Below are 22,737 nucleotides of genomic sequence, written 5' to 3' on the forward strand. Positions count from 1 at the left end.
GTGTTAAGTTTTTAGTATGAAGAAAAGAACCTCACATGAGGTTCTTTTTTATTATTGGACTTAGATTCGCATTTGAAGAGATGCGCATTTGAAGGTTAGCCCTTCAATTAAAGAAAATCTTTGAGCTTGGGACGCACGCCATTCCAAATATAAAAAGCTTCAATGGCTTGTCCGACCAACATTCCAAATCCCTCAGATGTCGGTACGCCACGTGCTTTAGCTTGATCAAGGAAACTTGATGGTTTGCCGTATGCCATTTCATAAGCATAGTTAAACTGTAGATTTTCAGGAAGAATGAGTGCATCACCACTTAAGCTCGCAGATGTTGCATTAATGACAATATCAAACTGACCTTGCAACTCATCTAAGCCACATGCAGATAACTCAGCATCTGGAACAGCAGTTTTTAAATCACTCACCAATTGTTCAGCACGGGCTAATGTACGATTGGCAATGACAATTTTTTGTGCACCTGCTTTCACTAAAGGATAGATGACGCCTCGTGTTGCACCGCCTGCACCAATGATGAGGATTGAACTCTTTGCTAAATTCCAATCTAAGGCTTGGATGGCATCGACTAAACCTTGGCCATCAGTGTTATCACCGTGTAGTACACCATCTTGCATCCATAAAGTATTGACTGCTTTGGCTATTTTGGCACGTTCAGTGAGTTGTTGGCATAAGGTAAAAGCTTGCTCTTTGAATGGAACAGTAACATTCATCCCAACGCCATTTTGTGCAAAGAATTCTTTGACACTGCTTTCGAAGCCATCTAAGGGCGCAAGGCGTTTGACATAATTTAGATCAAGACCTGTTTTGTCTGCAAATGCATGGTGTAATTCAGGTGAACGAGATTGCTCAATTGGGTTGCCAATGACTGCGAATTGTTTGCTCATGCCACATATCCATGTATTGATCTAGAAAGTGGCAACAATATACGTGAAAACAGGAAGAACGACAAAAATAACAGCGGAGTATGGGGGATAATGTTGACTGGGATTCTTATTTTTTTGTTTAAAATTATCAGTGAATCAGGGTGTTAATCTATTTATGGGTTGCAGATTGAATGAATGAAGTCTAAAAAAATCATTGCAAAAATGACTAAAAACCCAATAGAAAGTAAAACACTAGAGGTAATCGAAATACTATCAGAAAGCTGATTATTTGAAATAATAGTGACTGTAATTGAGCAGACTAAAAGGAAAAGAACACTAAACGATAGTATAATTTTATGATTTTCTAGTAAATTTTTCATTACTAAACCTCGGATGAAAGGAGAAAATTAATACTTTAAGAAATTAAAAAATATTAATTAAAAATTAAGCAAATTTTAAGTTTTGTATATTAAACAAATTCGCATTAAAACGAAATTAAAAAACACGCTTATTGTGAGTTATTCTCATTATTAATTGTGAGTAAATCTTTCGAAAAATTAAACAATGTAAAAAAGCTAACTTTATTAAAAAGTTAGCTTAGGTCATAAATTTGATCAAATATTGCGATCAATTGTATTTATTTAACCTGAACTCGAGATATGTATGTTCCCTACTATACGATACGCGGAAACGTCAGTCGCATTGTTTGAGGCCGGGCTACATTTGCAATGTACTGTTTTTGCAATACATTTGGTACTTGATAGTATCTGTCGAGTTGGCGACTGACAAATGGTTTTGCCTACTTTTCCCGAAAGAAAAGTAGGTCGAACCGAAGGTTAATTCTTGTATCTGACTTTAAATGGTAAGACTCCGTTGTGCCTGATCTATCTTTTCAATAACTTACATCAGAATTTATCCCGAACTGACGTTATTTAGATAGCCGTTCTTGAGATTGCTTATTTTAGCTTAGCGAGCCAATTTCTAGGTTTGAGATAATAATCTGTCAGTTTCTTTTCTGGACTATTTTCGTCCCATTCAGGACGATATGACCATGCAGCAAGTGGTGGCATACTGACGAGAATGGATTCAATGCGTCCACCTGTTTGTAGACCAAATAAAGTGCCACGATCATAAACCAAATTGTATTCAACATAGCGTCCACGGCGGTATAACTGGAAGTCACGTTGTGCTTCGGTATAAGGTTTATTCTGGTTTTTTTGCAAAATTGGGATGATTGCCTGTAAATAACCATTGCCAACAGCTTGCATGTATTCAAAACATTTTTCAAAGTCCCATTGATTCAGGTCATCAAAAAATAATCCACCTACACCACGTTGTTCATCTCGATGCTTTAAATAGAAATAATCATCACACCATTGTTTATGTTTTTCGTAAATTTCATCACCAAAAGGGGTCGAAAGGTCAAAGGCTGTTTGATGCCAAGCAGTGATATCTTCATCATCGGGGTAAAAAGGAGTGAGATCAAAACCACCGCCAAACCACCAAATCGGATCTTGCCCTTCACGCTCAGCAACAAATAAACGTACATTGGCATGTGAGGTTGGAACATTGGGGTTGCGAGGATGAATAACCAATGAAACGCCCATCGCTTGAGCTTTCGCACCTGCAATATCGGGATGTCGTTCAGTTGCTGAAGCAGGTAATTTAGAAATATTGATGTGAGAGAACATCACACCGCCTTTTTCAATCACGCTACCATTTTGCAAGACACGTGAGCGACCACCACCGCCTTCTGGACGTTGCCAATCATCGATTTCAAAGGTTGCAGTACCACCGCCTAATTCTTCTTGATGCTCTAGAGCCGAACAAATACGAGCTTGTAAATCGACAAGAAAGTCACGGACACGTTGAATATCCGCTGAAGTAGGGTTCTGCATGACAATCCTCAAAAGGGGAAGGGAAGACTGTCTACATCAAAACATAAATTGATTAAAAAATTAAGTGAATTACCCAAAAGTACGCATGTTCGCCACAAGAAATTGAAAAGCAATATGATTTTTTAGGCAATATTGTGGGAATTCCGATCAATTCACTAGGTTGAATTCAAACGCTAAGCTCAGCACAATAGACTTAACAAGGTTTCATTGATGTGATTCCTGATAAAAATTGATGTTAGTTGAGCCTTAAGTCATGAATATGAGTTGTTCCCTCATTCAGAAATACAACGTCGCTGGCCCTCGCTATACCAGTTACCCAACGGTTCCTTATTGGGAGGAAGCAGCATTTTCTTTGCAGCAATGGACGCAGAGTTTAAAGCGTTCTTTTGATGAATCGAATACGACAGAAGGCATCAGCTTATATATTCATTTACCTTTTTGTGAAAGCTTATGTACCTTTTGTGGTTGTCATAAAAAAGTCACCAAACGCCATGAGGTTGAGCAACCTTATATTCAGGCTGTATTAAAAGAGTGGGACTTATATTGTCAGTTATTGGGCGATATTCCCCAAATTAAAGAAATTCATTTGGGTGGTGGAACACCGACATTCTTTTCAGTTGAACATTTACAACAGTTGATTCATGGCATTTTAGCTAAAGCCACCTTTGCCGATGGGCATGAATTTAGTTTTGAAGGGCATCCAAACAATACGACAAAGGCACATTTACAAGCTTTGTATGATCTCGGTTTTCGCCGTGTCAGTTATGGTGTGCAGGATTATAATGAGAATGTTCAAAAAGCCATTCATCGCATTCAACCTTTTGAAAATGTAGAAAAAGTCACGAAGTGGGCGAGAGAGATTGGTTATGAATCCATTTCACATGATTTGGTTTTTGGGTTGCCATTTCAAAGCTTGGAAGATGTGTTAAAAACCATTGATTTAACCAATAGTTTGTTACCTGATCGTTTGGCTTTTTATAGCTATGCACATGTGCCTTGGATTAAGGGCAATGGTCAACGTGGTTTTAAAGACCATGATGTTCCAAAGGATGATGAAAAACGTACGTTGTATGAAGAAGGTAAAAATAAGCTTTTAGCACATGGCTACCATGAAATTGGTATGGATCATTTTGCTTTAAATCGTGATGGGATGTACCAATCATTTAAAGCAGGCACTTTACATCGCAATTTTATGGGCTATACCTCATCTAAAACTCAAGTGATGATTGGGCTTGGTGTGTCTTCGATTAGTGATAGTTGGTATAGCTTTGCGCAAAATGAAAAGGTTTTAGATGATTATTATGCACGTCTTGAAAAGAATGAAATTCCTGTATTTAAAGGGCATATGCTGAGTCCTGAAGATTTGAAAATTCGTAAGCATATTTTAAATTTGATGTGTACTTTTGAAACGTCTTGGAAAGAACCAAGTATGGATTTTCCTGAACGTGTTGATGTAATTCAGCAGTTGGTTGAGATGCAACAAGATGGTTTATTGCAGATTGAAAATGATCGCATCGTGATTACAGAACAGGGCAAACCTTTTGTTCGTAATATTTGTATGGCCTTTGATTTGCGTTTAAAGCGTAGAAAACCTGAAACACAGATTTTCTCGATGACGGTTTGATTGCTAAATTGATTACACAAGAGAGCTTTTTAGTTTTAGTCCAGTAAATGGATACACGAAAATGTCATCCGCAACGTGTTTGAGGCAGGACTACATAAAAAAATTAAAGTTTCTGCGATTTATTTTTCAAAAACTGGTAGTTGTCGAGTTTTGCGGTGAGGAGCAATGCTCCGCAAGGTGGTTTTCTTGCAAAGCTTCGCTTTTCATTTTCCCGAAAGAAAAGTAGGTCGAGCCGAAGGCTAACCCTAAATTTGAATTTTAATTGTGGAAAGACGCTGTTGTGAAACTGTTTATACAGCGCCGATTAGCAGTAGAATTTAAATTTTAGCGAGAATTCTTGATCAAAAATCATCTTTTTCATACATATGTGACATACGATCATGCTTGGTTTTTAAATAATCTTCATTGAATTTATTCAAACCTACAGTCAGTGGTACACGATCAACAACATCAATACCTAAATCCGTTAATGCTTTTAATTTTAAAGGATTATTGGTAATAAGTTTGACCTGTTTAACCTGTAACTGATCAAGCATGATGGTACACATATCATAAGTACGTGCATCGGCAGGCAGATTTAACAACAAATTAGCATCCACAGTATCATGCCCTTGATCTTGCAAGGCATAAGCACGGATTTTATTGGTCAAACCAATACCACGACCTTCCTGACGTAGATACAAAATCACACCTTGACCCGCTTCATTCATCATTTTCATGGTGTTGTGTAATTGTGGACCACAATCACATTTCAAAGAACCAAAGGCATCGCCTGTTAAGCACTCTGAATGAATACGAACCAAGACAGGTTCAGTGGGAGCAGTTTCCAAACCCTTGGAAAGAGCAACGTGTTCTTCACCTGTTTGAGGGTCTTGAAACACAGAAATCTTAAACTCACCATAAGCGGTCGGTAAATTTGAAGTGGCAACAAACTCTATTGACACAGAATCTTCCATTATTTGTTTAGAAATTGGTTAAAGTATAGCGTAATGCTCGGACATTGGTAGAATTGTAAAACAAGTTTTTAAGTATAAGTTTGCTTTAAAAATTTCTTTTTTGTATAAAGCAAACAATAATAGTTGATATATAGATAGATTATTCAGGATAATCTAAGTTACGAGCACACTTGCAGCATTCTATATCGTTCAGTGACGCATCGTTATAAATGTGGCTGATTGAATGTGATATGATTCGATTTCACGATCATGCTAACCCGTGTACCTAGCTTAGATTTGCCAGGCTTTAGAAGGCTTTGCCACATATGTTGTATACCGAAATACCTAGTCAACGTCCTGTTACGCCTTTGTTGGATGCAATTAATCATCCTCAACAATTACGTCAACTCGAGCAAAGCCAATTGGCACAAGTCGCAGACGAGTTGCGTCAATTTATTTTGTATGCTGCTGGACAAAGTGGTGGACATTTTGGTGCAAACCTTGGCGTTATCGAACTCACGGTCGCATTACACTATTGCTTTAATACGCCAAATGACCGTTTAGTTTGGGATGTGGGTCATCAAGCTTATCCGCATAAAGCCTTAACAGGTCGCCGTGAGCAATTGACCACAATTCGTTCGAAAAATGGTTTGGCTGCGTTTCCTGCACGAGAAGAATCTGAATTTGATACTTTTGGTGTTGGTCATTCATCTACTGCAATTTCAGCAGGTTTAGGCATGGCCTTGGCGCGTCGTTATCAACAAAACCCATGTGATGTGGTTGCAATCGTAGGCGATGGGGCAATGACGGCAGGCATGGCTTTTGAAGCGATGAATGATGCTGTTGCACATGATGCAGACTTGATTGTTGTTTTAAATGATAATGACATGTCAATTTCATGCAGTACAGGTGGTTTTGCCAAACACTTAGCTTCAATTTGGGAGCAAGGTCAGTTCGTCAATATTGATGAGCAAGGTCAGGCTTTTATTCAGGATCATCCTGAATGGAATTACACCTCACGCTTACATCAATCTGCAACCGATGCAGCGGATAATTTATTTAAAGCCATTGGTTTTGATTATTTTGGCCCATTTGATGGTCATGATGTTGAGCAGTTGGTACAAGTATTCAATGCGTTAAAAAAACGTAAAGGCCCTCGTCTGATTCATATTTATACAGTGAAAGGTAAAGGCTTTGCACCTGCTGAAGTCGATCAAATTAAATATCATGCGATTAGCAAATTAAATACAGCGCCTGCAAAAGCTGAACCTATCAAAACAGCACCTAAATATTCAGATGTATTTGGACAATGGCTTTGTGATGAAGCTGCGCAAGATGATAAGTTGATTGCGATTACGCCAGCCATGTGTGAAGGTTCGGGCATGGTGCAGTTTGCAAAACAATATCCTGAGCGCTATTTTGATGTCGCTATTGCAGAACAACATGCAGTGACCTTAGCAGCAGGTATGGCATGTGAAGGTTTAAAACCTGTAGTTGCGATTTATTCAACTTTCTTACAACGTGGTTATGATCAACTCATTCACGATGTAGCTTTACAAAATTTAGATGTGACATTTGGTATTGATCGTGCAGGTTTAGTCGGTGAAGATGGGCCAACGCATGCAGGTGCATACGATTATGCATTTATGCGTACTGTACCGAATATGGTGATTATGGCACCTAAAGACGAAAATGAATGTCGTCAAATGTTGCATACTGCATATGTATACAAAGGCCCAACGGCTGTACGTTACCCACGTGGTAATGGCTTAGGTGTTGAAATTCAAAAGCAATTGACTGAGCTTGAAATTGGTAAAGCTGAATTGTTGTTAGAGTTAAATACACAGCACGATGAAGGGATTAGCATTTTAGCCTTTGGTAGCCGTGTTCAGCCTGCATTAGACGTTGCAAAACAACTTGCATCACGACTTGATGTTGCAATTCGTGTGGTGAATATGCGTTTTGTAAAACCTTTAGATGAGCAAATCATTCGTGATTTAGCAGAACGAACCAGTTTGTTTGTAACAGTGGAAGAACACGCAGTCATGGCAGGTGCGGGTAGTGCGGTGAATGAATTCCTTGCACAGGCTCAAATTGTAAAACCAATTTTAAATTTGGGCTTACCTGATGAGTTTTTAGCACAAGCAAGCCATGCAGAAATGCTCACAGATTGCGGATTGGATGCAGATGGCATTCAAAAATTCATTGAACAAGCATGGTCGAAGCTTGTGCAACATGCTTAAAACAAAGCAAAAATTGCACAAACATTGAAAATGTAAAATTTTAGAAACAAAATTTCCCTAAAAGCCCCGATATTTGCTAAAATATTGGGGCTTTTATGCATTATTCTTTATCAGTATCTTCAAATTTGTAGTGGGTGTTCAATGGAACCTATGGTGGTGATGGCTGCGCGTGCGGCTCAATTAGTTGGTCTAGAGCTTTTAAAAGCGCATCAAAATCGTCATAAACTCGATCTGCAAGTCGAAGAAAAAGGTATTGATGGTCCAGTGACTCGTGTAGATCGTTACATCGAGCAACTCACGATTGATACACTTCGTAAAAGTTATAAAAATCACAGCTTCCTTGGTGAAGAATTTGGACTACAAGAAGGTAAAGGTCACGACGCCGATTGGTGTTGGGTGATTGATCCGCTTGATGGTACTTTAAACTTTATCAATGGTTTCCCTCATTTCTGTGTCTCTATTGCTGTTCAACATAAAGGTGTAACTCAACACGGTGTTATTTATGACCCTGTGAAAGATGAGCTATTCTCTGCAAGCCGTGGTCGTGGCGCAATGTTGAATCAACGCCGTATTCGTGTAAATGTAAAAGACAGTCTTGAAAATACGTTCATGGCTGTAGGCCATGCTTACCGTGCTAAACGTAACGGTGAAATTGTTTCTTATGCGAAAAATCATTTCGAATCATTGTTAAACGTTACTGAAGCGGGTGCACAATACCGTCGTTCAGGTTCGGCTGCATTGGATTTAGCGTATGTTGCAGCAGGTCGTTTTGATGCTTATTTTGAACTGGGTTTAAAACCTTGGGACATCGCTGCTGGCGAACTTATTGTAAAAGAAGCGGGCGGTACTGTGGTTGATGCACGTGGTGGAACAGATTCTATGGAAAATGGTCAAGTGATTGCATGTTCTATGAAAATGTTAAAACCATTGATGCAAGCTGTTGTTCCTGCTTGGGGTGAAGCTGCGAAGTAATTTATACTTCTGTAGATTGAGTTTTAAAAAGCCTTCATATTGATGAGGGCTTTTTTATGCCTATTTCATTTGTTGCGATGCAAGATAAATTTGAATGAGTTTAATATCGTGAAGGTCTTTTTCTCGTCCATAACTTTGTTTTAACTGCATTAATGTATGTAAATCAATAAACTGTATCTGATCGAAAATGTCTGCATTTTCGAAAAGCCATGCTGTACTTCTTTGAAAATCCGCTGTGTTTACATCAAGATAGACTTCAATAAAACCTTTATAGAGTTTCGGTTTGCCATTTGGTCGTACTTTATACGACCATTCATTACTAGTTTGTAGTTTTTCAAATAATTTAGGTGTCACAACAATATCAATATCATTGGTATTCCGAATACCTCGAATAGCCAATGAACCACCGCCGACAATAATATATTCTTTTTTAGGTAATTCTAATTGATGTATTTCTTTCAATAACTGTTGCTTATTCATTTTAATCTCAGCATTGTTATTTATAATGGAGGTGTTTTTATCGATAAGTAAATTAATAGGTCTTGTTTTAAGAAGCAAGTATCTGAATTTTTATATATAAAAGTTAATTTAGGCAATTAATTTTTAAAGTTGTTGTAAAAAACACTAAAACTTAGTGACATTATTAAAAATTCTGCTATACTCCGCCCACGCACTAAATTTCGTTCATTACCTGAACATTTCTCTTCTATATTGTGTATGCGCGTCCGGTCCAAAGAGAGGACATTATTTCGCGCCCCACCCAATCGCTTAAGCGATTCCTTCAGGTTGCGGCTGTAATCAAATGTGCGTTATACGCATCGTCGTTCTCGGATCGCCGCTGATTCTATATTTTCAGCGATTATTGCTGTGCCGCTTTTTGCCGATGTCCATCAGACCATATATTAATGGAGCACCCACATTAGGGTGAATATCTCTATGAGCAAAACTTTTGCTGAATTTTCTTTAGACGAATCACTACAGAAAGCACTTGAATCACTTGGCTTTACTACGCCTACTCCCGTTCAAGAACAATCTATTCCTGCGGCTTTAGAAGGTAAAGACCTTCTTGTATCAAGCCAAACAGGTTCTGGTAAAACTGCTGCATTCTTACTCCCAACGTTAAACGCTTTAGCTGGTCAAGAAACTTTCGTACCTTTTAAAGAACGTATGAAAGCAGTAACTCAACCAAACATTTTAGTTATTTCACCTACTCGTGAACTTGCACAACAAGTATGTCAAGATGCAATTGCATTTGTACGCCATATGAAAGGTGTACGTGTTGCTGCGATCATGGGTGGTATGCCTTTTGGTAAACAAATCCAACAATTAAAAGGTGCACAAGTTGTTGTTGCGACTCCAGGTCGTTTACTTGATCTTGTAAACCGTCGTCAAATCAAACTTGATTTAGTTGATGCTTTAATTGTCGATGAAGCTGACCGTATGCTTGATCTAGGTTTCTCTGAAGACTTAGAAGCAATCAGCGATTTAGCATTAAACCGCAAACAAACATTAATGTTCTCTGCAACATTTGCTCCACGTATTATTAATCTTGCTGAACGCATGATGAATGATCCACAACGTATTGCAATTGAAACAGGTCATTCTACAAATACTGACATTACCCAAACTTTACATTGGACTGATGGTTTTGAGCATAAGAAAAAATTGCTTACGCATTGGTTAAGTGAAGAAGATGTAGATCAGGCTGTTGTATTTGCTTCAACTCAAGAAGACACAGATATGCTTGCTGAAGAGCTTGCAGAAGCGGGTCTTTCAGTTGTAGCGCTTCATGGTGCTATGCCACAAACTGTACGTAACCGTCGTTTACGTAGCATTCGTGAAGGTCGTGCAAAAATCCTTGTTGCTACAGACGTAGCTGCACGTGGTCTTGACGTACCAACGATTTCTCACGTAATCAACTTCGGTCTTCCAATGAAGAATGAAGATTATGTACACCGTATTGGTCGTACTGGTCGTGCAGGTCGTACTGGTAAAGCAATCACTTTAGCAACTTATCGTGAACGCGGTAAAATCCGTGCTTTAGAAGACTATTTAGATGCACGTTTAAGTGTTTCTGAAATTGAAGGTTTAGAGCCGTCTCCACCTCCTGCTCGTGGTAGTCGTGATGGTGGTGGCCGTGGTCGTAACGGCGGTGGTCGTGGTCGCGATGGCGGTCGTGGTGGTTTCGGTGGTGGTCGTCGTTTTGAAGGTGAATCAAACTTCAAACGCCGTGAAGGTGGTGATGACCGTCCACGTCGTAGCTATGATGACAAGCCTCGTGGTGACCGTCCATCTTATGGCGATGACCGTCCTAAACGTGATTTTGGTGATCGTCCGCCACGCCGTGAAGGTGGTTATGGCGACCGTCCACAACGTTCTTTTGATGATCGTCCTAAGCGTGATTTTGGTGATCGTTCAGCGCCACGTCGTGAAGGTGGTTTCGGTGATCGTCCACAGCGTTCGTTTGATGATCGTCCAAAGCGTGAATTCAATTCTGATCGTCCACGTCGTGAAGGCGGTTTCAACGATAAACCTCGTTTTAACTCGAATGATGACAACCGTGGTAACAGCGTAGACTATAAACCACGTCGCGAAGGTAGCTTCGGTGATCGTCCTAAACGTGATTTTGGTGATCGTCCAGCACGCCGTGAAGGTGGTTTCGGTGATCGTCCACAACGTTCTTTTGGTGATGATCGTCCAAAACGTACTTTCGGTGGTGAAGACCGTCCTAAGCGTACATTTGGTGGCGAAGATCGTCCAAAACGTACTTTTGGCGGTGAAGATCGTCCAAAACGCGAATTTAATGCTGACCGTCCACGTCGCAAATTTAACGATTAATTAAATACCGTTAAGTAAAAAAACCAGTCTTCGGACTGGTTTTTTATTGCAAGTTCAAAAATATTTGTTAGAATAAAAGTGTGCGATTGATCAAATTTTTAAATCAAATAGAGAATTAAGAGTTATAAAAATATGAATTCACCTCAGGAAAATTTAACGCTTGGCGTGGTGATGTCCTATATCTTTTCGATTTTAGTTGTATCTAATATCGGCTATTTGATCTATGGACTCATTTCTGGATAAGTAAGTATATTGATTATTTAAACTAAAATATTATAAAAGCAAAATTATAAGAATAAACTTATTATCATTTAAACGATGAATTTCATCCGTTCCATTATCTTTTAGTTACATAAATTTAGGCATTTAAGAGTATAGTATGTGGGCTGATAAATGCAGGAAAATGTTCAGCTATGAATAAGCAAAATCATGCCGAAACAGAAGCTTTGATCGAAGTTAAGAGTTTAAGCTTTAACAGAGGTGAACGCATTATTTATGATAATGTGAATTTACAGATTCGTCGTGGACAGATTACCGCAATTATGGGGCCATCTGGAACAGGTAAAACGACCTTACTACGATTGATTGGTGGTCAACTCACTCCAGATGCTGGTCAAGTGATGCTTGATGGCAAGAATATAGCGTCCATGTCGCGTAATGAACTGTTCGCAGCTCGTGCCCGTATGGGGATGTTATTTCAAAGCGGTGCTTTATTTACAGATATGTCTGTTTATGAAAATGTGGCATTTCCAATTCGTGCGCACACGAAACTACCCGAAAATTTAATTGCAGAACTGGTTGCTTTAAAACTGGAGTCTGTCGGTTTGCGTGGTGCTGAAAAGTTAATGCCCGCAGAGCTTTCAGGTGGTATGAATCGACGTGTTGCATTGGCAAGAGCGATCGCCTTAGATCCAGATTTGATCATGTATGATGAACCGTTTGCAGGACAAGACCCAATCGTGATGGGCGTTTTGTCTCGTTTGATTCGTTCATTACGTGAAGCTTTGGATTTAACGACAATTATCGTATCGCACGATGTCGATGAAACGCTTTCAATTGCAGATTACATTTACGTGGTTGCTGAAGGTAAAGTTCAAGGTGAAGGTACGCCTGAACAATTAAGAAATCATGCATCACCATTTGTTCAGCAATTTTTAACGGGTTCAATAGATGGCCCTGTAGATTATCAATTTAGCCATCAAGCCTATTTAAATAATGAGGTTGGTTCATGAATGCTATTGCCTCACTAGGTAGACGCGTTCTAGAACGTGTTCAGGGAATTGGCGTTGCAACAACAATGTTGCTTCGTATTTTATGTTCTATACCTACGCTTATAGGTGTGAAACTTTTCATTTATCAAATGTATCGAGTTGGCGTACTTTCGCTACTGATCATTGCTGTGTCTGGTTTATTTATTGGCGCAGTTCTCGGACTACAGATGTACAACATCTTGGTCACTTTTGGTAGTGAAGCAATGTTAGGTGCTGCTGTCGCATTAACCCTATTACGTGAGCTTGCACCTGTGGTTGCAGCCTTGCTTTTTGCAGGGCGAGCTGGTTCAGCACTGACAGCTGAAATTGGTTTGATGAAAGCCACTGAGCAACTTTCGAGTATGGAAATGATTGGCGTCGACCCGTTAAAACGTGTGGTTTCACCACGTTTATGGGCAGGGATAGTCAGTCTGCCAATGCTATCTGTGATTTTTGCTGCCATTGGTATTATGGGTGGTAAAATGGTCGGTGTTGATTTTCTTGGTGCTGATGAAGGTTCATATTGGAGTGGTATTCTGAGCAGTACACAATTTATGAAAGATGTGCTGAACGGAACGATCATTAAAAGTTTAGTTTTTGCTTTAATTTGTACTTGGATTGCGGTGTATCAAGGCTATGCCTGTGAGCCAACATCTGAAGGTATCGCAACATCTACGACACGTACTGTTGTGTATTCATCGTTATGTGTTTTAGGTTTTGATTTCGTGTTGACTGCGGTCATGTTCGGAGGTGTTTAATGAAATCACGTACAAGTGAGCTGGCCGTAGGTATTTTTGTCATCATTTTTGGTGTTGCTTTATTTTTCTTGGCAATGAAAGTGAGTGGTTTGGTCGGCAGTAATCTAAAAGATAGCTATGAAATGTCGGCAACGTTTGACAATGTCAATGGTTTGAAACCACGTGCCAAAGTTACTATGAGTGGGGTTAAAATTGGACAAGTTGATGCAATCACGCTTGACCCTGTGACACGCCAAGCAACCGTTACATTTGATTTGGATGGTTCTTTAACTTCTTTTAATGCAGAGCAGCTGAAAAAAGTGAAAGAAAATGCTTTGGGTGATTTGCGTTACAGCGCGGATTATCAAGCAGCAACACCTGAGAAACAAAAAGAAATGGAACAACAACTGTTGGGTAACATGAAATCCATCACTAATATTGATGAAGATGCTTACATAATGGTTGCCACAAACGGTCTTCTGGGTGAGAAATATTTAAAAGTTGTGCCAGGTGGTGGAATAAATTACATCAAGCGTGGAGAGAGTATTGCGAATACTCAGGGCACAATGGATCTTGAAGATTTAATTACCAAATTTATTACCGGCGGCGCTGGAAAATCATCAACAGACGCATCGAAAGCTGATGATCAATCTGCAACGACCGAAACAACTGATGCTCAGACATCATTTGTCGAATAAGCATGAGAGGAGTGATTTAAATGAATATGCTTTTTAAACAAACTTTTGCTGCAAGTGTATTGGCAACAATGGTCGTAACAGCAGCTCAGGCAGCACCAACTGAAGCACCTCCTGCATTTGTTAAGCGTGTTGCAGATGGCTTAATTGGTCGTTTAAAAGCTGATCAAGGTAAATTGCAAAATCCTGCAACAATTAAAGCGATTGTACGTCAAAATCTTGATCCTTATGTTGACGGTCAAGCGTTTACACGTATTGTTATGGGAACTTATGCGAATGCAAGTACACCTGCACAACGCGCTCAGTTTGAACAAAACTTCCGTAATACTTTGATTGAAAATTATGGCTCTGCTTTTGCTAAATATTCAAGCCAAACGTATTCAATGCGTCCTTATAAAGAAACCAATAGTAAATTCCCAGTGGTTACGATTGACTTTAATAACAAGGGCGAGAAGATTCCTGTATCGTTCCAGTTATCAGATGTTAATAACCAATGGAAAGTACGTAATCTGAATGTGTCTGGTATCGATTTAGGCTTACAATTCCGTAATCAGTTTGCGGCAAACGTAAAGCGTAACGGTGGTAATATTGATAAAGCAATTGCTACGTTTAAACCAGATGCAGATGCAGCAGTAAGTAAAAAATAAGTTGTATCGCTAAGATAGGATGAACGAATGATTGAATTTAGAAATCAGGAATTGCATGTGAGTGGTAAGATCGCTTTTGAAAATGCTGAAAACTATTATTTAAATGGTTTGAAGGTTATTCAAAATGAAAAAGATTTTCCAATCACTGTGAATCTATCTCAGCTTGAACATGGTAGTACCTTAGCGTTATCGGTGTTAGTACAATGGTTGCGTCAAACACCAAAAACTCAGGGGCTACAGTTTAAAGCAGTTCCTGAAAAAATGATGAAGATCATTCAAGCCTGTCATTTGCAAGATGATTTAAAAATTATATAAATCATTGTCTTGTCTAGTTATTCAATAAAAAAGCACCGTAAGGTGCTTTTTTATATCTGTCAAATTTTGAAATTAGCAATATTCAATATATGCAAAAATACTCAGATACGATTGTAGATGTGGTGCGTTTCTTGCGCTTTGCTTTGTAGTAGTGCTCCAAAGCTTGCTTAAATCCATTTTTTCCATCTAAAGTAAACCAATGGGCCAACAAAGAATGAAATAAGGATCGTAATTACAATATAAAAACTGGTTGTTCCGTGTGCAAAAGGCAATACCTCAGTGTTCATTCCATAAATACTGGCAATCAACATTGGTGGAGCGAGCATACTTGGTAAAATAGAGAATCGACGGATCGTATCGTTCTGTTCAGTGTTAATGAATCCAGAAGTAGTATCCAGTAAGAATCGCACTTTTTGGAATAAGAATGCATCATGCTCTACAAGAGAACGGACATCTTCACTGAGCTCTCGAATATCTGCATCGTAAATGTGGCTTCCTAAAGCACGTGGACGTGATAGGAATGTTAAAACACGACGTAAATCAATTAAACACAGTTGTGCTTTTCCTAAAACATCCTCTTTTTGAGCTAAACGCGTAATCATGTCGTCTAGGTCTAGAATCATCTCACGATGGCGAACGTTCAGCACTTCTGTTGAGTACAATTCTAAGTCTTTGTGGATATCTTCCAAGATATCCGCAAGCTCATCCAGTTTTGCTTCAAGTAGACCTAAAAGAATCCAAGTCGGATCCTTATATTCAATATCATAATCATTACGTCGAGCACGTGCGCGAAAAGCACGGAAAGCGACAAGCTTCTCGCCACGCAGAGTAAATAAGCGTTCTTTATGCAAAATGAATGCAACGGTTTGTACTGTTGCTAACATATTAGATGAATCGTCAGAATCGCCTTCAACTTGATAGTTTTTATTTTTCGTTAAAAAATACGTACTGATATGTAAAATACCATCATCATCACGGTAAAATCGTGCAGATGAGGAAATGTCTTCCAAAGACTTAAGTGTTGGTAAATTTTGCTCATAAGCATCCAATACCCACTCTTGTTCTTCTTGTGAAGGTGCAATGAGATCGATCCACACCAATTCTGGGTGTAGGTCAAATCCGCCATTAATGGTTGCATCTTCCAAGCTACCGCGCTCAGTGGCGTAAAAGGCTTCAAGCATAGTGTCTTTTCTCCCTTGCGCTGTAGTGTTAAATCGATGTGTGTATTTTAGACAAGGATTTCAGGAAAAACACTGATTACATCGTTCTTTTGCAAAAAAAATCTTAGTTGGTTGTGTGTCACTGTAGCACGACAAAATTAAAATTAGGTTAAATTTATGAATTCTATTGCTATTTTTTGTGGTTCATCTCTAGGTTCGGATCAAAGCTTTGCCGATGTTGCTCAACTGACTGGTGAAACTATCGCCAAACAAGGTAAAACATTGGTCTATGGCGGTGGTCGTTCGGGTCTAATGGGTATTGTTGCTGACAGTGCATTGGCCGCAGGTGGTCAAGTGATCGGCGTGATTCCACAAGGATTGGTCGATCGTGAGTTGGCACATCCAGATTTAACTGAATTGTATATTGTCAAAAATATGCATGAACGTAAAACTAAAATGTCAGAATTATCAGATGGATTCATCGCTTTACCCGGCGGTGCAGGGACAATTGAAGAAATCTTTGAGCAATGGACTTGGGCACAATTGGGGATTCATTTAAAACCCTGTGCTTTTTTAAATGTTGATGGTTTCTATGATGATTTGCTTAAATTTATTCAATTGACTACGGATAAAGGATTTTCTAAAGCACGTTTTACTGATCAACTGATTCATTCAGTTTCTATTGATGAAATTTTAGTGCAATTTGAAAATTATCAAGCACCTGAACCGAAATGGGGTGTCAAAGATCGTGAAGAATTGGTCAAGTTAGATCAAGCAGATAAGAAGTTTGGTTAATTCATATTGTTTTAATCGCAAAATCGAATACATACACAATATATTGTTTTTAATTTTATTAATGGCACAATATATTGTGTTTGAGTTTTTTGAATAAATTATGAATGTGATTACCGTTGCCGCCGCTGTGATTTTGAATGAACAAAATCAATTGTTATTGGTGAGAAAGCAAAATACCCAATTTTTCATGCAAGTGGGTGGCAAACTTGAAGTGAATGAATTGCCAGAACAGACCATGCTTCGTGAAATCCATGAGGAAATTGGTGTTCAAGCTAAAATTCAACAATTTATTGGTCGTTTTGAAACACGGGCTGCCAATGAAGCGAATCATCAATTGGTGAGTTATGTCTACCAAGTGGATTTAGATCAAGTACCTAAAATTGATGCAGAAATTGCTGAGATGAAATGGATTGATTTGGATGATGATCAGACTTTACTTGCGCCATTAACCAAAGAGGTGGTGATTCCGTGGTGTAAGAAAATTCTTACATAATAACCCTCTCTCAGTCTCTCCCTGAGGGAGAGAGGTATTATCGCGGATTACTCCGCAGCAGCAATACAGGCACTATAAATTTGCTGACAACCTAGACTTTCTAACGCTTGAGTCAAAGCATGAATTGAGCTACCTGTCGTTACGACATCATCAATCATTAATACTTTTTTATATTTTCTGCGTTCTGTTTTGATCATTTGAAATTGGTTTTCAATATTTTCTATGCGTTCTATACGACTCAAGCCTTTTTGTGAATGTTGCGCTGCACGAATCACAGGTTGCCATACAGGGATTTTGAGTTCTTGTGCCATGATTTTGGCAATGATGAGCATTTGGTTGTAGCCACGTTCATTTAAACGGTCTGTGGAAATTGGCATTGGGACAATGGCTTGAACTTTGGGTAATCTTAAATTTAACAAGCTGTAAGCAAGTAGATTTTGATATTGCAGTTGTTGTTCGTATTTATACGTTTGAATGACTCGATCTATTGGAAAGCGATAGCGATGCGCGCATAAAATGTGTTGTGAATGTCTTTCGATATGTTGTTTGTACCACGGTAAATGATTCCAACAATCTGTGCAAAGTGAATGTTGTTGTTGTTTGTCGATGCCACAAAGTAGGCAAGGGGAGATACTTTGCATACTTTTATGGAGAAGTTGGCTGATCAATTGGAGCATAGGATTCGCTTTATTATTGTTTTTATTGAGCGTTAATTTTGCATAGTTATGATTTGAGCGCAATGTTATTTATCACTGTCTCAATCAAAAAATACAATCCATATTGTTTTAAATGATGTTTATTTTGTATTTATAGATGTAATCCCTCCCAACCTCCCTTTTTCAAAGGGAGGAGCTTTTTATATTTTTATGATGGAAATGCATTTACTCAAAACCGATAGAATTATTACACTACACATACGCATATCGTGGTGCTTCAGGTAGCCATCGTTTAAGCAAGGCTTCCGCATTTTCAGGATGGTCTTTTAAGACCTGAGCAGCGACATAATGTGCTTGATTGAGTAAATGATCATCACGTTCAAGCTTTGCGACACGAAAACCCATATCACCCGTTTGTTTCGTACCGAGTAGCTCACCCGGCCCACGAATTTCTAAATCTTTTTCTGCAATAATAAAGCCGTCATTGGTTTCACGCATGATGCGTAAACGTTCTTGACCATTTTGAGACAAAGGATTTTTATAGAGTAGGGCACAGAAACTCGCTGTCGCACCTCGTCCCACTCGTCCACGTAATTGGTGCAGTTGAGAAAGCCCTAAACGTTCTGCATTTTCAATCACCATAATCGATGCATTTGGTACGTCTACACCCACCTCAATAACGGTAGTCGCAATTAATAGTTGTAATTCATTATTTTTAAACTGTTGCATGACGGTTTGTTTTTCATCAGCTTTCATTTTGCCATGAACCAAACCAATATTGAGATGTGGAAAACGTTCTTTTATTTCCTGATAGGTTGCTTCAGCAGCTTGCGCATCTAAAGTTTCAGATTGTTCAACAAGCGTACATACCCAATAGGCTTGTTTGCCTTCAGCGCAATTGGTCGCAATACGATTTAATACTTCTTCTCGGCGATCAAGCGGAATGGTCACAGTTTGAATCGGGGTACGTCCTGGCGGAAGCTCATCAATCACTGAGGTGTCTAAATCACCATAAGCAGACATTGCCAAGGTACGAGGAATCGGTGTTGCTGTCATGACCAATTGATGTGGCGTGGTGTTATTTACACCTTTGTTACGTAGCGCTAAGCGTTGATCTACGCCAAAACGATGTTGTTCATCAATAATCACCAAACCGAGTTTGGAAAATTCAATATTGTCTTGAAATAAAGCATGCGTACCCACGATGACATTGGCAGTCCCATCTTTCAGTGTAAGTTCGGCAGCAGCACGTGCTTTGCCTTTTTGTTTGCCTGAAAGCCATGACACATTTAAACCTAAAGGCTCAAACCATTTTTTAAAGTTTATATAATGTTGTTCTGCCAAAATTTCTGTCGGCGCCATCAAGGCAACTTGCCATCCTTCCTCTAAGGCATGACATGCTGCGACACCTGCGACTAGGGTTTTCCCTGCACCTACATCACCTTGAACTAAACGTAGCATCGGTTTGTTTTGTTTTAAATCTTTGGAAATTTCATTCGAAACACGTTTTTGTGCATTGGTCATTTCAAAGGGCAAGCTGGCTAAAAGTTGCTTAGCAAATGTTTTGCTGGGTAGAAATGAAGGTGCTGCAATTTGCTGAATAAAAGCACGTCGTGTCAGTAAACTAATTTGGTGTGCGACCAATTCTTCAAAAATCAAACGTTGCTGAGCAGGATGCGAACCTTGCGAAAGCTGCAACATATTGGCATTTACAGGGGGGTGATGAATATATTCCAGTGCTTGATTTAACGCATAACCATTGGTGAATTTTTCAGGAAGTAATTCGGGTAAATCATCTGCATGATGCTTTAAAGCTTGTTTAACATACTCACGGAGCTTCGGTTGTGTTAAACCCTCAGTTGCTGGGTAAATTGCTGTGAGCTGTGTCTGAGGGAGTGGAGTGTGCTCTGTAATCAGTTGTATTTCAGGATGATACAACTCTAAACCACGCGCGCCGACACGGACTTCACCGAAAATTCTTAAACGATTACCTGCTTTGGCACGATCCATCAATGCTTTATAAATATGATAAAAACGTAAGGTCACTTTGCCGAAATCATCTTGCAATAAAATCGCCATCGATTTGCGCTTACCGGGTGGCATATCAATGGATTTGACCACACCTTCAAGCAGGTAGCTGCGACCAACTTGTAATTGGTTCATGGGAATGATCGTGCTACGATCTTCATAGTCACGTGGCAAATGAAACAGCAAATCATCTGTGTTGAAAATATTGAGCTTTTCAAGTAAGGCAGCGGCGGCATTGCCAAGCCCTTGCAATTGGTGGACGGCAGCCATGTCCCCTCAACTTAGGTTAAATTGATTTTGAAAAATCGGTTTTGAAGAATAGGTCACTTGATGCATATTCTATTTATTGGTTATGGTAAAACATCACAACGTGTTGCTAAACAATTATTTCAGCAAGATCACCAAATTACCACAGTTAGTCGTAGTCCGAAAGATGATGATTTTGCTCAACATCTCACTCAGGATATTCAGCAACTGAATTTGTTACAAGTTCAACCGATTGATGCAGTTTATGTATTACTTGCACCTTCACGTAATAATTCTCAAAGTCCAATTGAAAATTATCAACAAACTTATGTCGATTCTGTTCAACCTATTGTAAAAGCTTTAAAAGATCATCCGATTCAAAGAATCATCGTTGTGTCATCTACACGGGTTTATGGTGAAAGTCATGGCGAGCGTATTGATGATGATTCTGAAATTATTCCGAGTGATGAGCAGGGGCGATTGTTATTGAAAATGGAGCAGTTATGGCAACAGGCTTATCCATCTGAATGTGTGATTGTACGTCCAACAGGTATTTACGGAAATTCAGTTGCGCGTATGCAGAAACTTGCTGAAACGACAAAAACTTACCCGAATATTCATTGGTCAAATCGAATTCATATTGATGATTTGGCTCGTTTCCTTGTGCATTTGCTTCACGTGGAACGTGCTGAAAAATCGTATATTTGTACGAATAACCAACCGATTCCTTTGCATGAAATGATTTTAAAGATTCAACGTGAATTGGGTTTGCCTGAATTAGTTTTGGAAAGTGAGAGCGAGACAGGGAAGCGGATTTTTGCGAGAAGGATGGTGGAGAGTGGGTTTGAGTTGCAGCATGACAATTCTTGATAAAAAGTAAGTTCTTATGTGAAAATATTTTTTATATTCCTTATTAAAATAACAAACAAAAACGCTCAAATTTTTAAATGAGAAGTTTCAGTGTAAAAATACTTGTATGTTGTATTCGATCGAGTACAATTGAATAAGAATAAAAAGGAACTCTCATGATTGAAATTAAGCGTCTGTCTGAATTTGATGAATGGTTAGATGGCATTAAAGACAATATGACCCGTATTCGTTTGAATCGTAGATTGGATAAGGTCCAGCGTGGAAATTGGGGAGACATTAAGCCTCTGCAAGACGGTGTTTGGGAAATGAGAGAGTTCTTTGGTTCTGGTTGGAGAATGTACTATATCCAACATGGTGATGTTGTGATTGTCATGCTTGGTGGTGGAGATAAATCGACACAACAGCAAGATATCGATCGTGCAGTCAAGTTATCGAAAACATTGGAGGATTAAAATGGTTAAAGTTGCTGATTTACCAAGTTTTGATATGGCTGAGTCACTCAAAACTGAAGAAGATATTGTGATGTATCTTAATATGGTTCTTGAAGATAATGACCCTGCTGAGTTAGCGCATGCGCTTGGTATCATTGCCAAAGCCAGAGGTATGACTCAAATTGCGAAAGAAGCAGGCATTGGTCGTGAAGCGCTCTATAAAGCACTTCGCCATGATTCAGCACCTCGTTTTGATACGATTAATCGTGTCGTGAATGCATTAGGTTTAAAGCTTAGAGTTCAAAATACTTAAAATTTAAAAAATGGGAGTTTAAGGCTCCCATTTTGATTTTGTATAGACTGTATTTTATTGATTTTAAATGTGTTATATAATTACATCTTTGCCTTATCTTCCCAAAATTTTGCAGTATCTAAATTTTTTTCTACACCTATTCCGTATTGATACATAAACTCAATATCTCTCATAGCCTCTTTACTACCAAGAGAAGCTGCTTTTTTAAATAAATCTAATGCTTTATCAGTATCTTTCGTAACACCCTCACCATCACGATATAACTTAGCCAAACCAACCATAGAATCAGTATGATTCAGGTCAGATCCTTTTGAAAACCAAACGAAAGCTTTTTTATAATGATCTTCAGCATCAATTGGATCCATATCTTCCAGTAGACCAGCATATGTCGCATATCCATCACCGAGCCAATGCATTGCATTAACATTACCACTTTCAGCTGATTTAATAGCCCAACTTTCTGCTTGAGCTTCATCTTCGTCAATACCATAACCGTGTATATATACTTCAGCTAATTCTAATTGCGCTGATGAATCACCATTTGTAGCTTTTGTTAATAAATCATTTGAGAATATTGGGTTTGCTAATATTTCCATTGAAAAGATTAGTCCTAAGGCAATAGATATAAGTTTGAAAATTTTCACTTTCTACCTTTAAGTTAAAGAAATTAAAAGCTAAGTATTCTTCTAAGCTAGATATAAAATAATGCTTTAAAT

General features: G+C 38.8%; 22 protein-coding genes. 14 read left to right on the plus strand and 8 right to left on the minus strand.

Going from position 1 to position 22,737, the window contains the following annotated elements; all coding sequences use genetic code 11:
* Positions 1–107: 107 nt before the first annotated feature.
* Both aroE and hemF read right to left on the minus strand, forming a co-directional pair.
* Positions 108–896, minus strand: coding sequence for a shikimate dehydrogenase (aroE, locus tag GGG_RS0102640; RefSeq protein WP_010111850.1), 789 nt, complete (start codon positions 894–896; stop codon positions 108–110).
* Positions 897–1,831: 935 nt separating this feature from the next.
* Positions 1,832–2,773 carry an oxygen-dependent coproporphyrinogen oxidase gene (gene hemF, locus GGG_RS0102645; protein WP_010111851.1) on the minus strand — a complete coding sequence of 314 codons (942 nt, stop codon included), beginning with the start codon at positions 2,771–2,773 and terminating at the stop codon, positions 1,832–1,834.
* Between the two features lie 259 nt (positions 2,774–3,032).
* Between hemF and hemN the strand changes: the two genes are divergently transcribed.
* Complete coding sequence (hemN, locus tag GGG_RS0102650; protein WP_010111852.1) at positions 3,033–4,397, plus strand: oxygen-independent coproporphyrinogen III oxidase; 1,365 nt, start codon at positions 3,033–3,035, stop codon at positions 4,395–4,397.
* Positions 4,398–4,738: 341 nt separating this feature from the next.
* On the opposite strand, the gene ribA is transcribed toward hemN, so the two are convergent.
* Entirely contained in the window at positions 4,739–5,341 is a 603-nt protein-coding gene (ribA, locus tag GGG_RS0102655) for a GTP cyclohydrolase II (RefSeq protein WP_010111853.1), read from the minus strand.
* Positions 5,342–5,658: 317 nt separating this feature from the next.
* On the opposite strand from ribA, the gene dxs reads away from it, so the two are divergent.
* The gene (dxs, locus tag GGG_RS0102660; protein WP_010111855.1) at positions 5,659–7,575 is read left to right on the plus strand and encodes a 1-deoxy-D-xylulose-5-phosphate synthase; all 1,917 of its coding nucleotides are present in this window, start codon (positions 5,659–5,661) and stop codon (positions 7,573–7,575) included.
* 141 nt (positions 7,576–7,716) lie between these two features.
* Positions 7,717–8,547 carry an inositol monophosphatase family protein gene (locus tag GGG_RS0102665; protein WP_010111857.1) on the plus strand — a complete coding sequence of 277 codons (831 nt, stop codon included), beginning with the start codon at positions 7,717–7,719 and terminating at the stop codon, positions 8,545–8,547.
* 60 nt (positions 8,548–8,607) lie between these two features.
* Here GGG_RS0102665 and GGG_RS0102670 read toward each other — a convergent pair whose 3' ends face one another.
* Entirely contained in the window at positions 8,608–9,027 is a 420-nt protein-coding gene (locus GGG_RS0102670) for a hypothetical protein (RefSeq protein ID WP_010111860.1), read from the minus strand.
* 456 nt (positions 9,028–9,483) lie between these two features.
* Here GGG_RS0102670 and GGG_RS0102675 point away from each other — a divergent pair, with 456 nt between their 5' ends.
* From GGG_RS0102675 to GGG_RS0102700, 6 genes are all read left to right on the plus strand, one after another.
* Positions 9,484–11,385, plus strand: coding sequence for a DEAD/DEAH box helicase (locus tag GGG_RS0102675; RefSeq protein WP_010111862.1), 1,902 nt, complete (start codon positions 9,484–9,486; stop codon positions 11,383–11,385).
* A gap of 413 nt (positions 11,386–11,798) precedes the next feature.
* Positions 11,799–12,617 carry an ABC transporter ATP-binding protein gene (locus tag GGG_RS0102680; RefSeq protein WP_010111864.1) on the plus strand — a complete coding sequence of 273 codons (819 nt, stop codon included), beginning with the start codon at positions 11,799–11,801 and terminating at the stop codon, positions 12,615–12,617.
* The gene (gene mlaE / locus GGG_RS0102685; protein ID WP_010111866.1) at positions 12,614–13,393 is read left to right on the plus strand and encodes a lipid asymmetry maintenance ABC transporter permease subunit MlaE; all 780 of its coding nucleotides are present in this window, start codon (positions 12,614–12,616) and stop codon (positions 13,391–13,393) included. Before GGG_RS0102680 ends, mlaE begins: the two co-directional genes overlap by 4 nt.
* Positions 13,393–14,070 (plus strand): outer membrane lipid asymmetry maintenance protein MlaD, encoded by a 678-nt coding sequence (locus GGG_RS0102690; RefSeq protein ID WP_010111868.1) that lies wholly within the window; start codon positions 13,393–13,395, stop codon positions 14,068–14,070. The genes mlaE and GGG_RS0102690 overlap by 1 nt, the downstream gene beginning before the upstream one ends.
* A gap of 20 nt (positions 14,071–14,090) precedes the next feature.
* Positions 14,091–14,714, plus strand: a complete 624-nt coding sequence (locus GGG_RS0102695) for a phospholipid-binding protein MlaC (protein ID WP_010111870.1) — start codon at positions 14,091–14,093, stop codon at positions 14,712–14,714.
* Between the two features lie 27 nt (positions 14,715–14,741).
* Positions 14,742–15,029, plus strand: a complete 288-nt coding sequence (locus tag GGG_RS0102700; protein WP_010111872.1) for a lipid asymmetry maintenance protein MlaB — start codon at positions 14,742–14,744, stop codon at positions 15,027–15,029.
* A gap of 167 nt (positions 15,030–15,196) precedes the next feature.
* Here the strand turns inward: GGG_RS0102700 and GGG_RS0102705 are convergent, their stop codons facing one another.
* The gene (locus tag GGG_RS0102705) at positions 15,197–16,210 is read right to left on the minus strand and encodes a CorA family divalent cation transporter (protein ID WP_010111874.1); all 1,014 of its coding nucleotides are present in this window, start codon (positions 16,208–16,210) and stop codon (positions 15,197–15,199) included.
* Positions 16,211–16,366: 156 nt separating this feature from the next.
* Here GGG_RS0102705 and GGG_RS0102710 point away from each other — a divergent pair, with 156 nt between their 5' ends.
* Both GGG_RS0102710 and GGG_RS0102715 read left to right on the plus strand, forming a co-directional pair.
* Complete coding sequence (locus GGG_RS0102710; protein ID WP_010111876.1) at positions 16,367–16,984, plus strand: TIGR00730 family Rossman fold protein; 618 nt, start codon at positions 16,367–16,369, stop codon at positions 16,982–16,984.
* Positions 16,985–17,084: 100 nt separating this feature from the next.
* Positions 17,085–17,477 (plus strand): NUDIX domain-containing protein, encoded by a 393-nt coding sequence (locus tag GGG_RS0102715; RefSeq protein ID WP_010111877.1) that lies wholly within the window; start codon positions 17,085–17,087, stop codon positions 17,475–17,477.
* 47 nt (positions 17,478–17,524) lie between these two features.
* On the opposite strand, the gene GGG_RS0102720 is transcribed toward GGG_RS0102715, so the two are convergent.
* On the minus strand, positions 17,525–18,154 hold the full coding sequence (locus tag GGG_RS0102720) for a ComF family protein (RefSeq protein ID WP_029574413.1): 630 nt from the start codon (positions 18,152–18,154) through the stop codon (positions 17,525–17,527).
* Between the two features lie 231 nt (positions 18,155–18,385).
* Positions 18,386–20,431, minus strand: a complete 2,046-nt coding sequence (recG, locus tag GGG_RS0102725; protein ID WP_010111880.1) for an ATP-dependent DNA helicase RecG — start codon at positions 20,429–20,431, stop codon at positions 18,386–18,388.
* Positions 20,432–20,491: 60 nt separating this feature from the next.
* On the opposite strand from recG, the gene GGG_RS0102730 reads away from it, so the two are divergent.
* From GGG_RS0102730 to GGG_RS0102740, 3 genes are all read left to right on the plus strand, one after another.
* Complete coding sequence (locus GGG_RS0102730; RefSeq protein WP_010111882.1) at positions 20,492–21,277, plus strand: NAD(P)H-binding protein; 786 nt, start codon at positions 20,492–20,494, stop codon at positions 21,275–21,277.
* A gap of 155 nt (positions 21,278–21,432) precedes the next feature.
* Positions 21,433–21,729 (plus strand): type II toxin-antitoxin system RelE/ParE family toxin, encoded by a 297-nt coding sequence (locus tag GGG_RS0102735; RefSeq protein ID WP_010111884.1) that lies wholly within the window; start codon positions 21,433–21,435, stop codon positions 21,727–21,729.
* 1 nt (position 21,730) lies between these two features.
* Positions 21,731–22,021, plus strand: a complete 291-nt coding sequence (locus GGG_RS0102740) for an addiction module antidote protein (RefSeq protein ID WP_010111886.1) — start codon at positions 21,731–21,733, stop codon at positions 22,019–22,021.
* 80 nt (positions 22,022–22,101) lie between these two features.
* Here the strand turns inward: GGG_RS0102740 and GGG_RS0102745 are convergent, their stop codons facing one another.
* Positions 22,102–22,665: a tetratricopeptide repeat protein gene (locus GGG_RS0102745; protein ID WP_171057637.1), complete on the minus strand. Its 564-nt coding sequence runs from the start codon at positions 22,663–22,665 to the stop codon at positions 22,102–22,104.
* Between the last annotated feature and the right edge of the window lie 72 nt (positions 22,666–22,737).

Origin of the sequence: Acinetobacter sp. P8-3-8 (genome assembly GCF_000214135.1) — a bacterium.
Taxonomy (GTDB): domain Bacteria; phylum Pseudomonadota; class Gammaproteobacteria; order Pseudomonadales; family Moraxellaceae; genus Acinetobacter.

Excerpts from the sequence above, each read along its gene's own strand:
- GGG_RS0102740 (WP_010111886.1), top strand. The coding sequence starts at position 21,731 with ATGGTTAAAGTTGCTGATTTACCAAGTTTTGATATGGCTGAGTCACTC.
- GGG_RS0102715 (WP_010111877.1), top strand. The coding sequence starts at position 17,085 with ATGAATGTGATTACCGTTGCCGCCGCTGTGATTTTGAATGAACAAAAT.
- GGG_RS0102700 (WP_010111872.1), top strand. The coding sequence starts at position 14,742 with ATGATTGAATTTAGAAATCAGGAATTGCATGTGAGTGGTAAGATCGCT.
- GGG_RS0102730 (WP_010111882.1), top strand. The coding sequence starts at position 20,492 with ATGCATATTCTATTTATTGGTTATGGTAAAACATCACAACGTGTTGCT.
- GGG_RS0102735 (WP_010111884.1), top strand. The coding sequence starts at position 21,433 with ATGATTGAAATTAAGCGTCTGTCTGAATTTGATGAATGGTTAGATGGC.
- dxs (WP_010111855.1), top strand. The coding sequence starts at position 5,659 with ATGTTGTATACCGAAATACCTAGTCAACGTCCTGTTACGCCTTTGTTG.
- GGG_RS0102680 (WP_010111864.1), top strand. The coding sequence starts at position 11,799 with ATGAATAAGCAAAATCATGCCGAAACAGAAGCTTTGATCGAAGTTAAG.
- GGG_RS0102670 (WP_010111860.1), bottom strand. The coding sequence starts at position 9,027 with ATGAATAAGCAACAGTTATTGAAAGAAATACATCAATTAGAATTACCT.
- hemN (WP_010111852.1), top strand. The coding sequence starts at position 3,033 with ATGAGTTGTTCCCTCATTCAGAAATACAACGTCGCTGGCCCTCGCTAT.
- GGG_RS0102720 (WP_029574413.1), bottom strand. The coding sequence starts at position 18,154 with ATGCTCCAATTGATCAGCCAACTTCTCCATAAAAGTATGCAAAGTATC.
- GGG_RS0102710 (WP_010111876.1), top strand. The coding sequence starts at position 16,367 with ATGAATTCTATTGCTATTTTTTGTGGTTCATCTCTAGGTTCGGATCAA.
- GGG_RS0102705 (WP_010111874.1), bottom strand. The coding sequence starts at position 16,210 with ATGCTTGAAGCCTTTTACGCCACTGAGCGCGGTAGCTTGGAAGATGCA.
- recG (WP_010111880.1), bottom strand. The coding sequence starts at position 20,431 with ATGGCTGCCGTCCACCAATTGCAAGGGCTTGGCAATGCCGCCGCTGCC.
- GGG_RS0102665 (WP_010111857.1), top strand. The coding sequence starts at position 7,717 with ATGGAACCTATGGTGGTGATGGCTGCGCGTGCGGCTCAATTAGTTGGT.
- mlaE (WP_010111866.1), top strand. The coding sequence starts at position 12,614 with ATGAATGCTATTGCCTCACTAGGTAGACGCGTTCTAGAACGTGTTCAG.
- aroE (WP_010111850.1), bottom strand. The coding sequence starts at position 896 with ATGAGCAAACAATTCGCAGTCATTGGCAACCCAATTGAGCAATCTCGT.
- GGG_RS0102695 (WP_010111870.1), top strand. The coding sequence starts at position 14,091 with ATGAATATGCTTTTTAAACAAACTTTTGCTGCAAGTGTATTGGCAACA.
- GGG_RS0102690 (WP_010111868.1), top strand. The coding sequence starts at position 13,393 with ATGAAATCACGTACAAGTGAGCTGGCCGTAGGTATTTTTGTCATCATT.
- GGG_RS0102675 (WP_010111862.1), top strand. The coding sequence starts at position 9,484 with ATGAGCAAAACTTTTGCTGAATTTTCTTTAGACGAATCACTACAGAAA.
- hemF (WP_010111851.1), bottom strand. The coding sequence starts at position 2,773 with ATGCAGAACCCTACTTCAGCGGATATTCAACGTGTCCGTGACTTTCTT.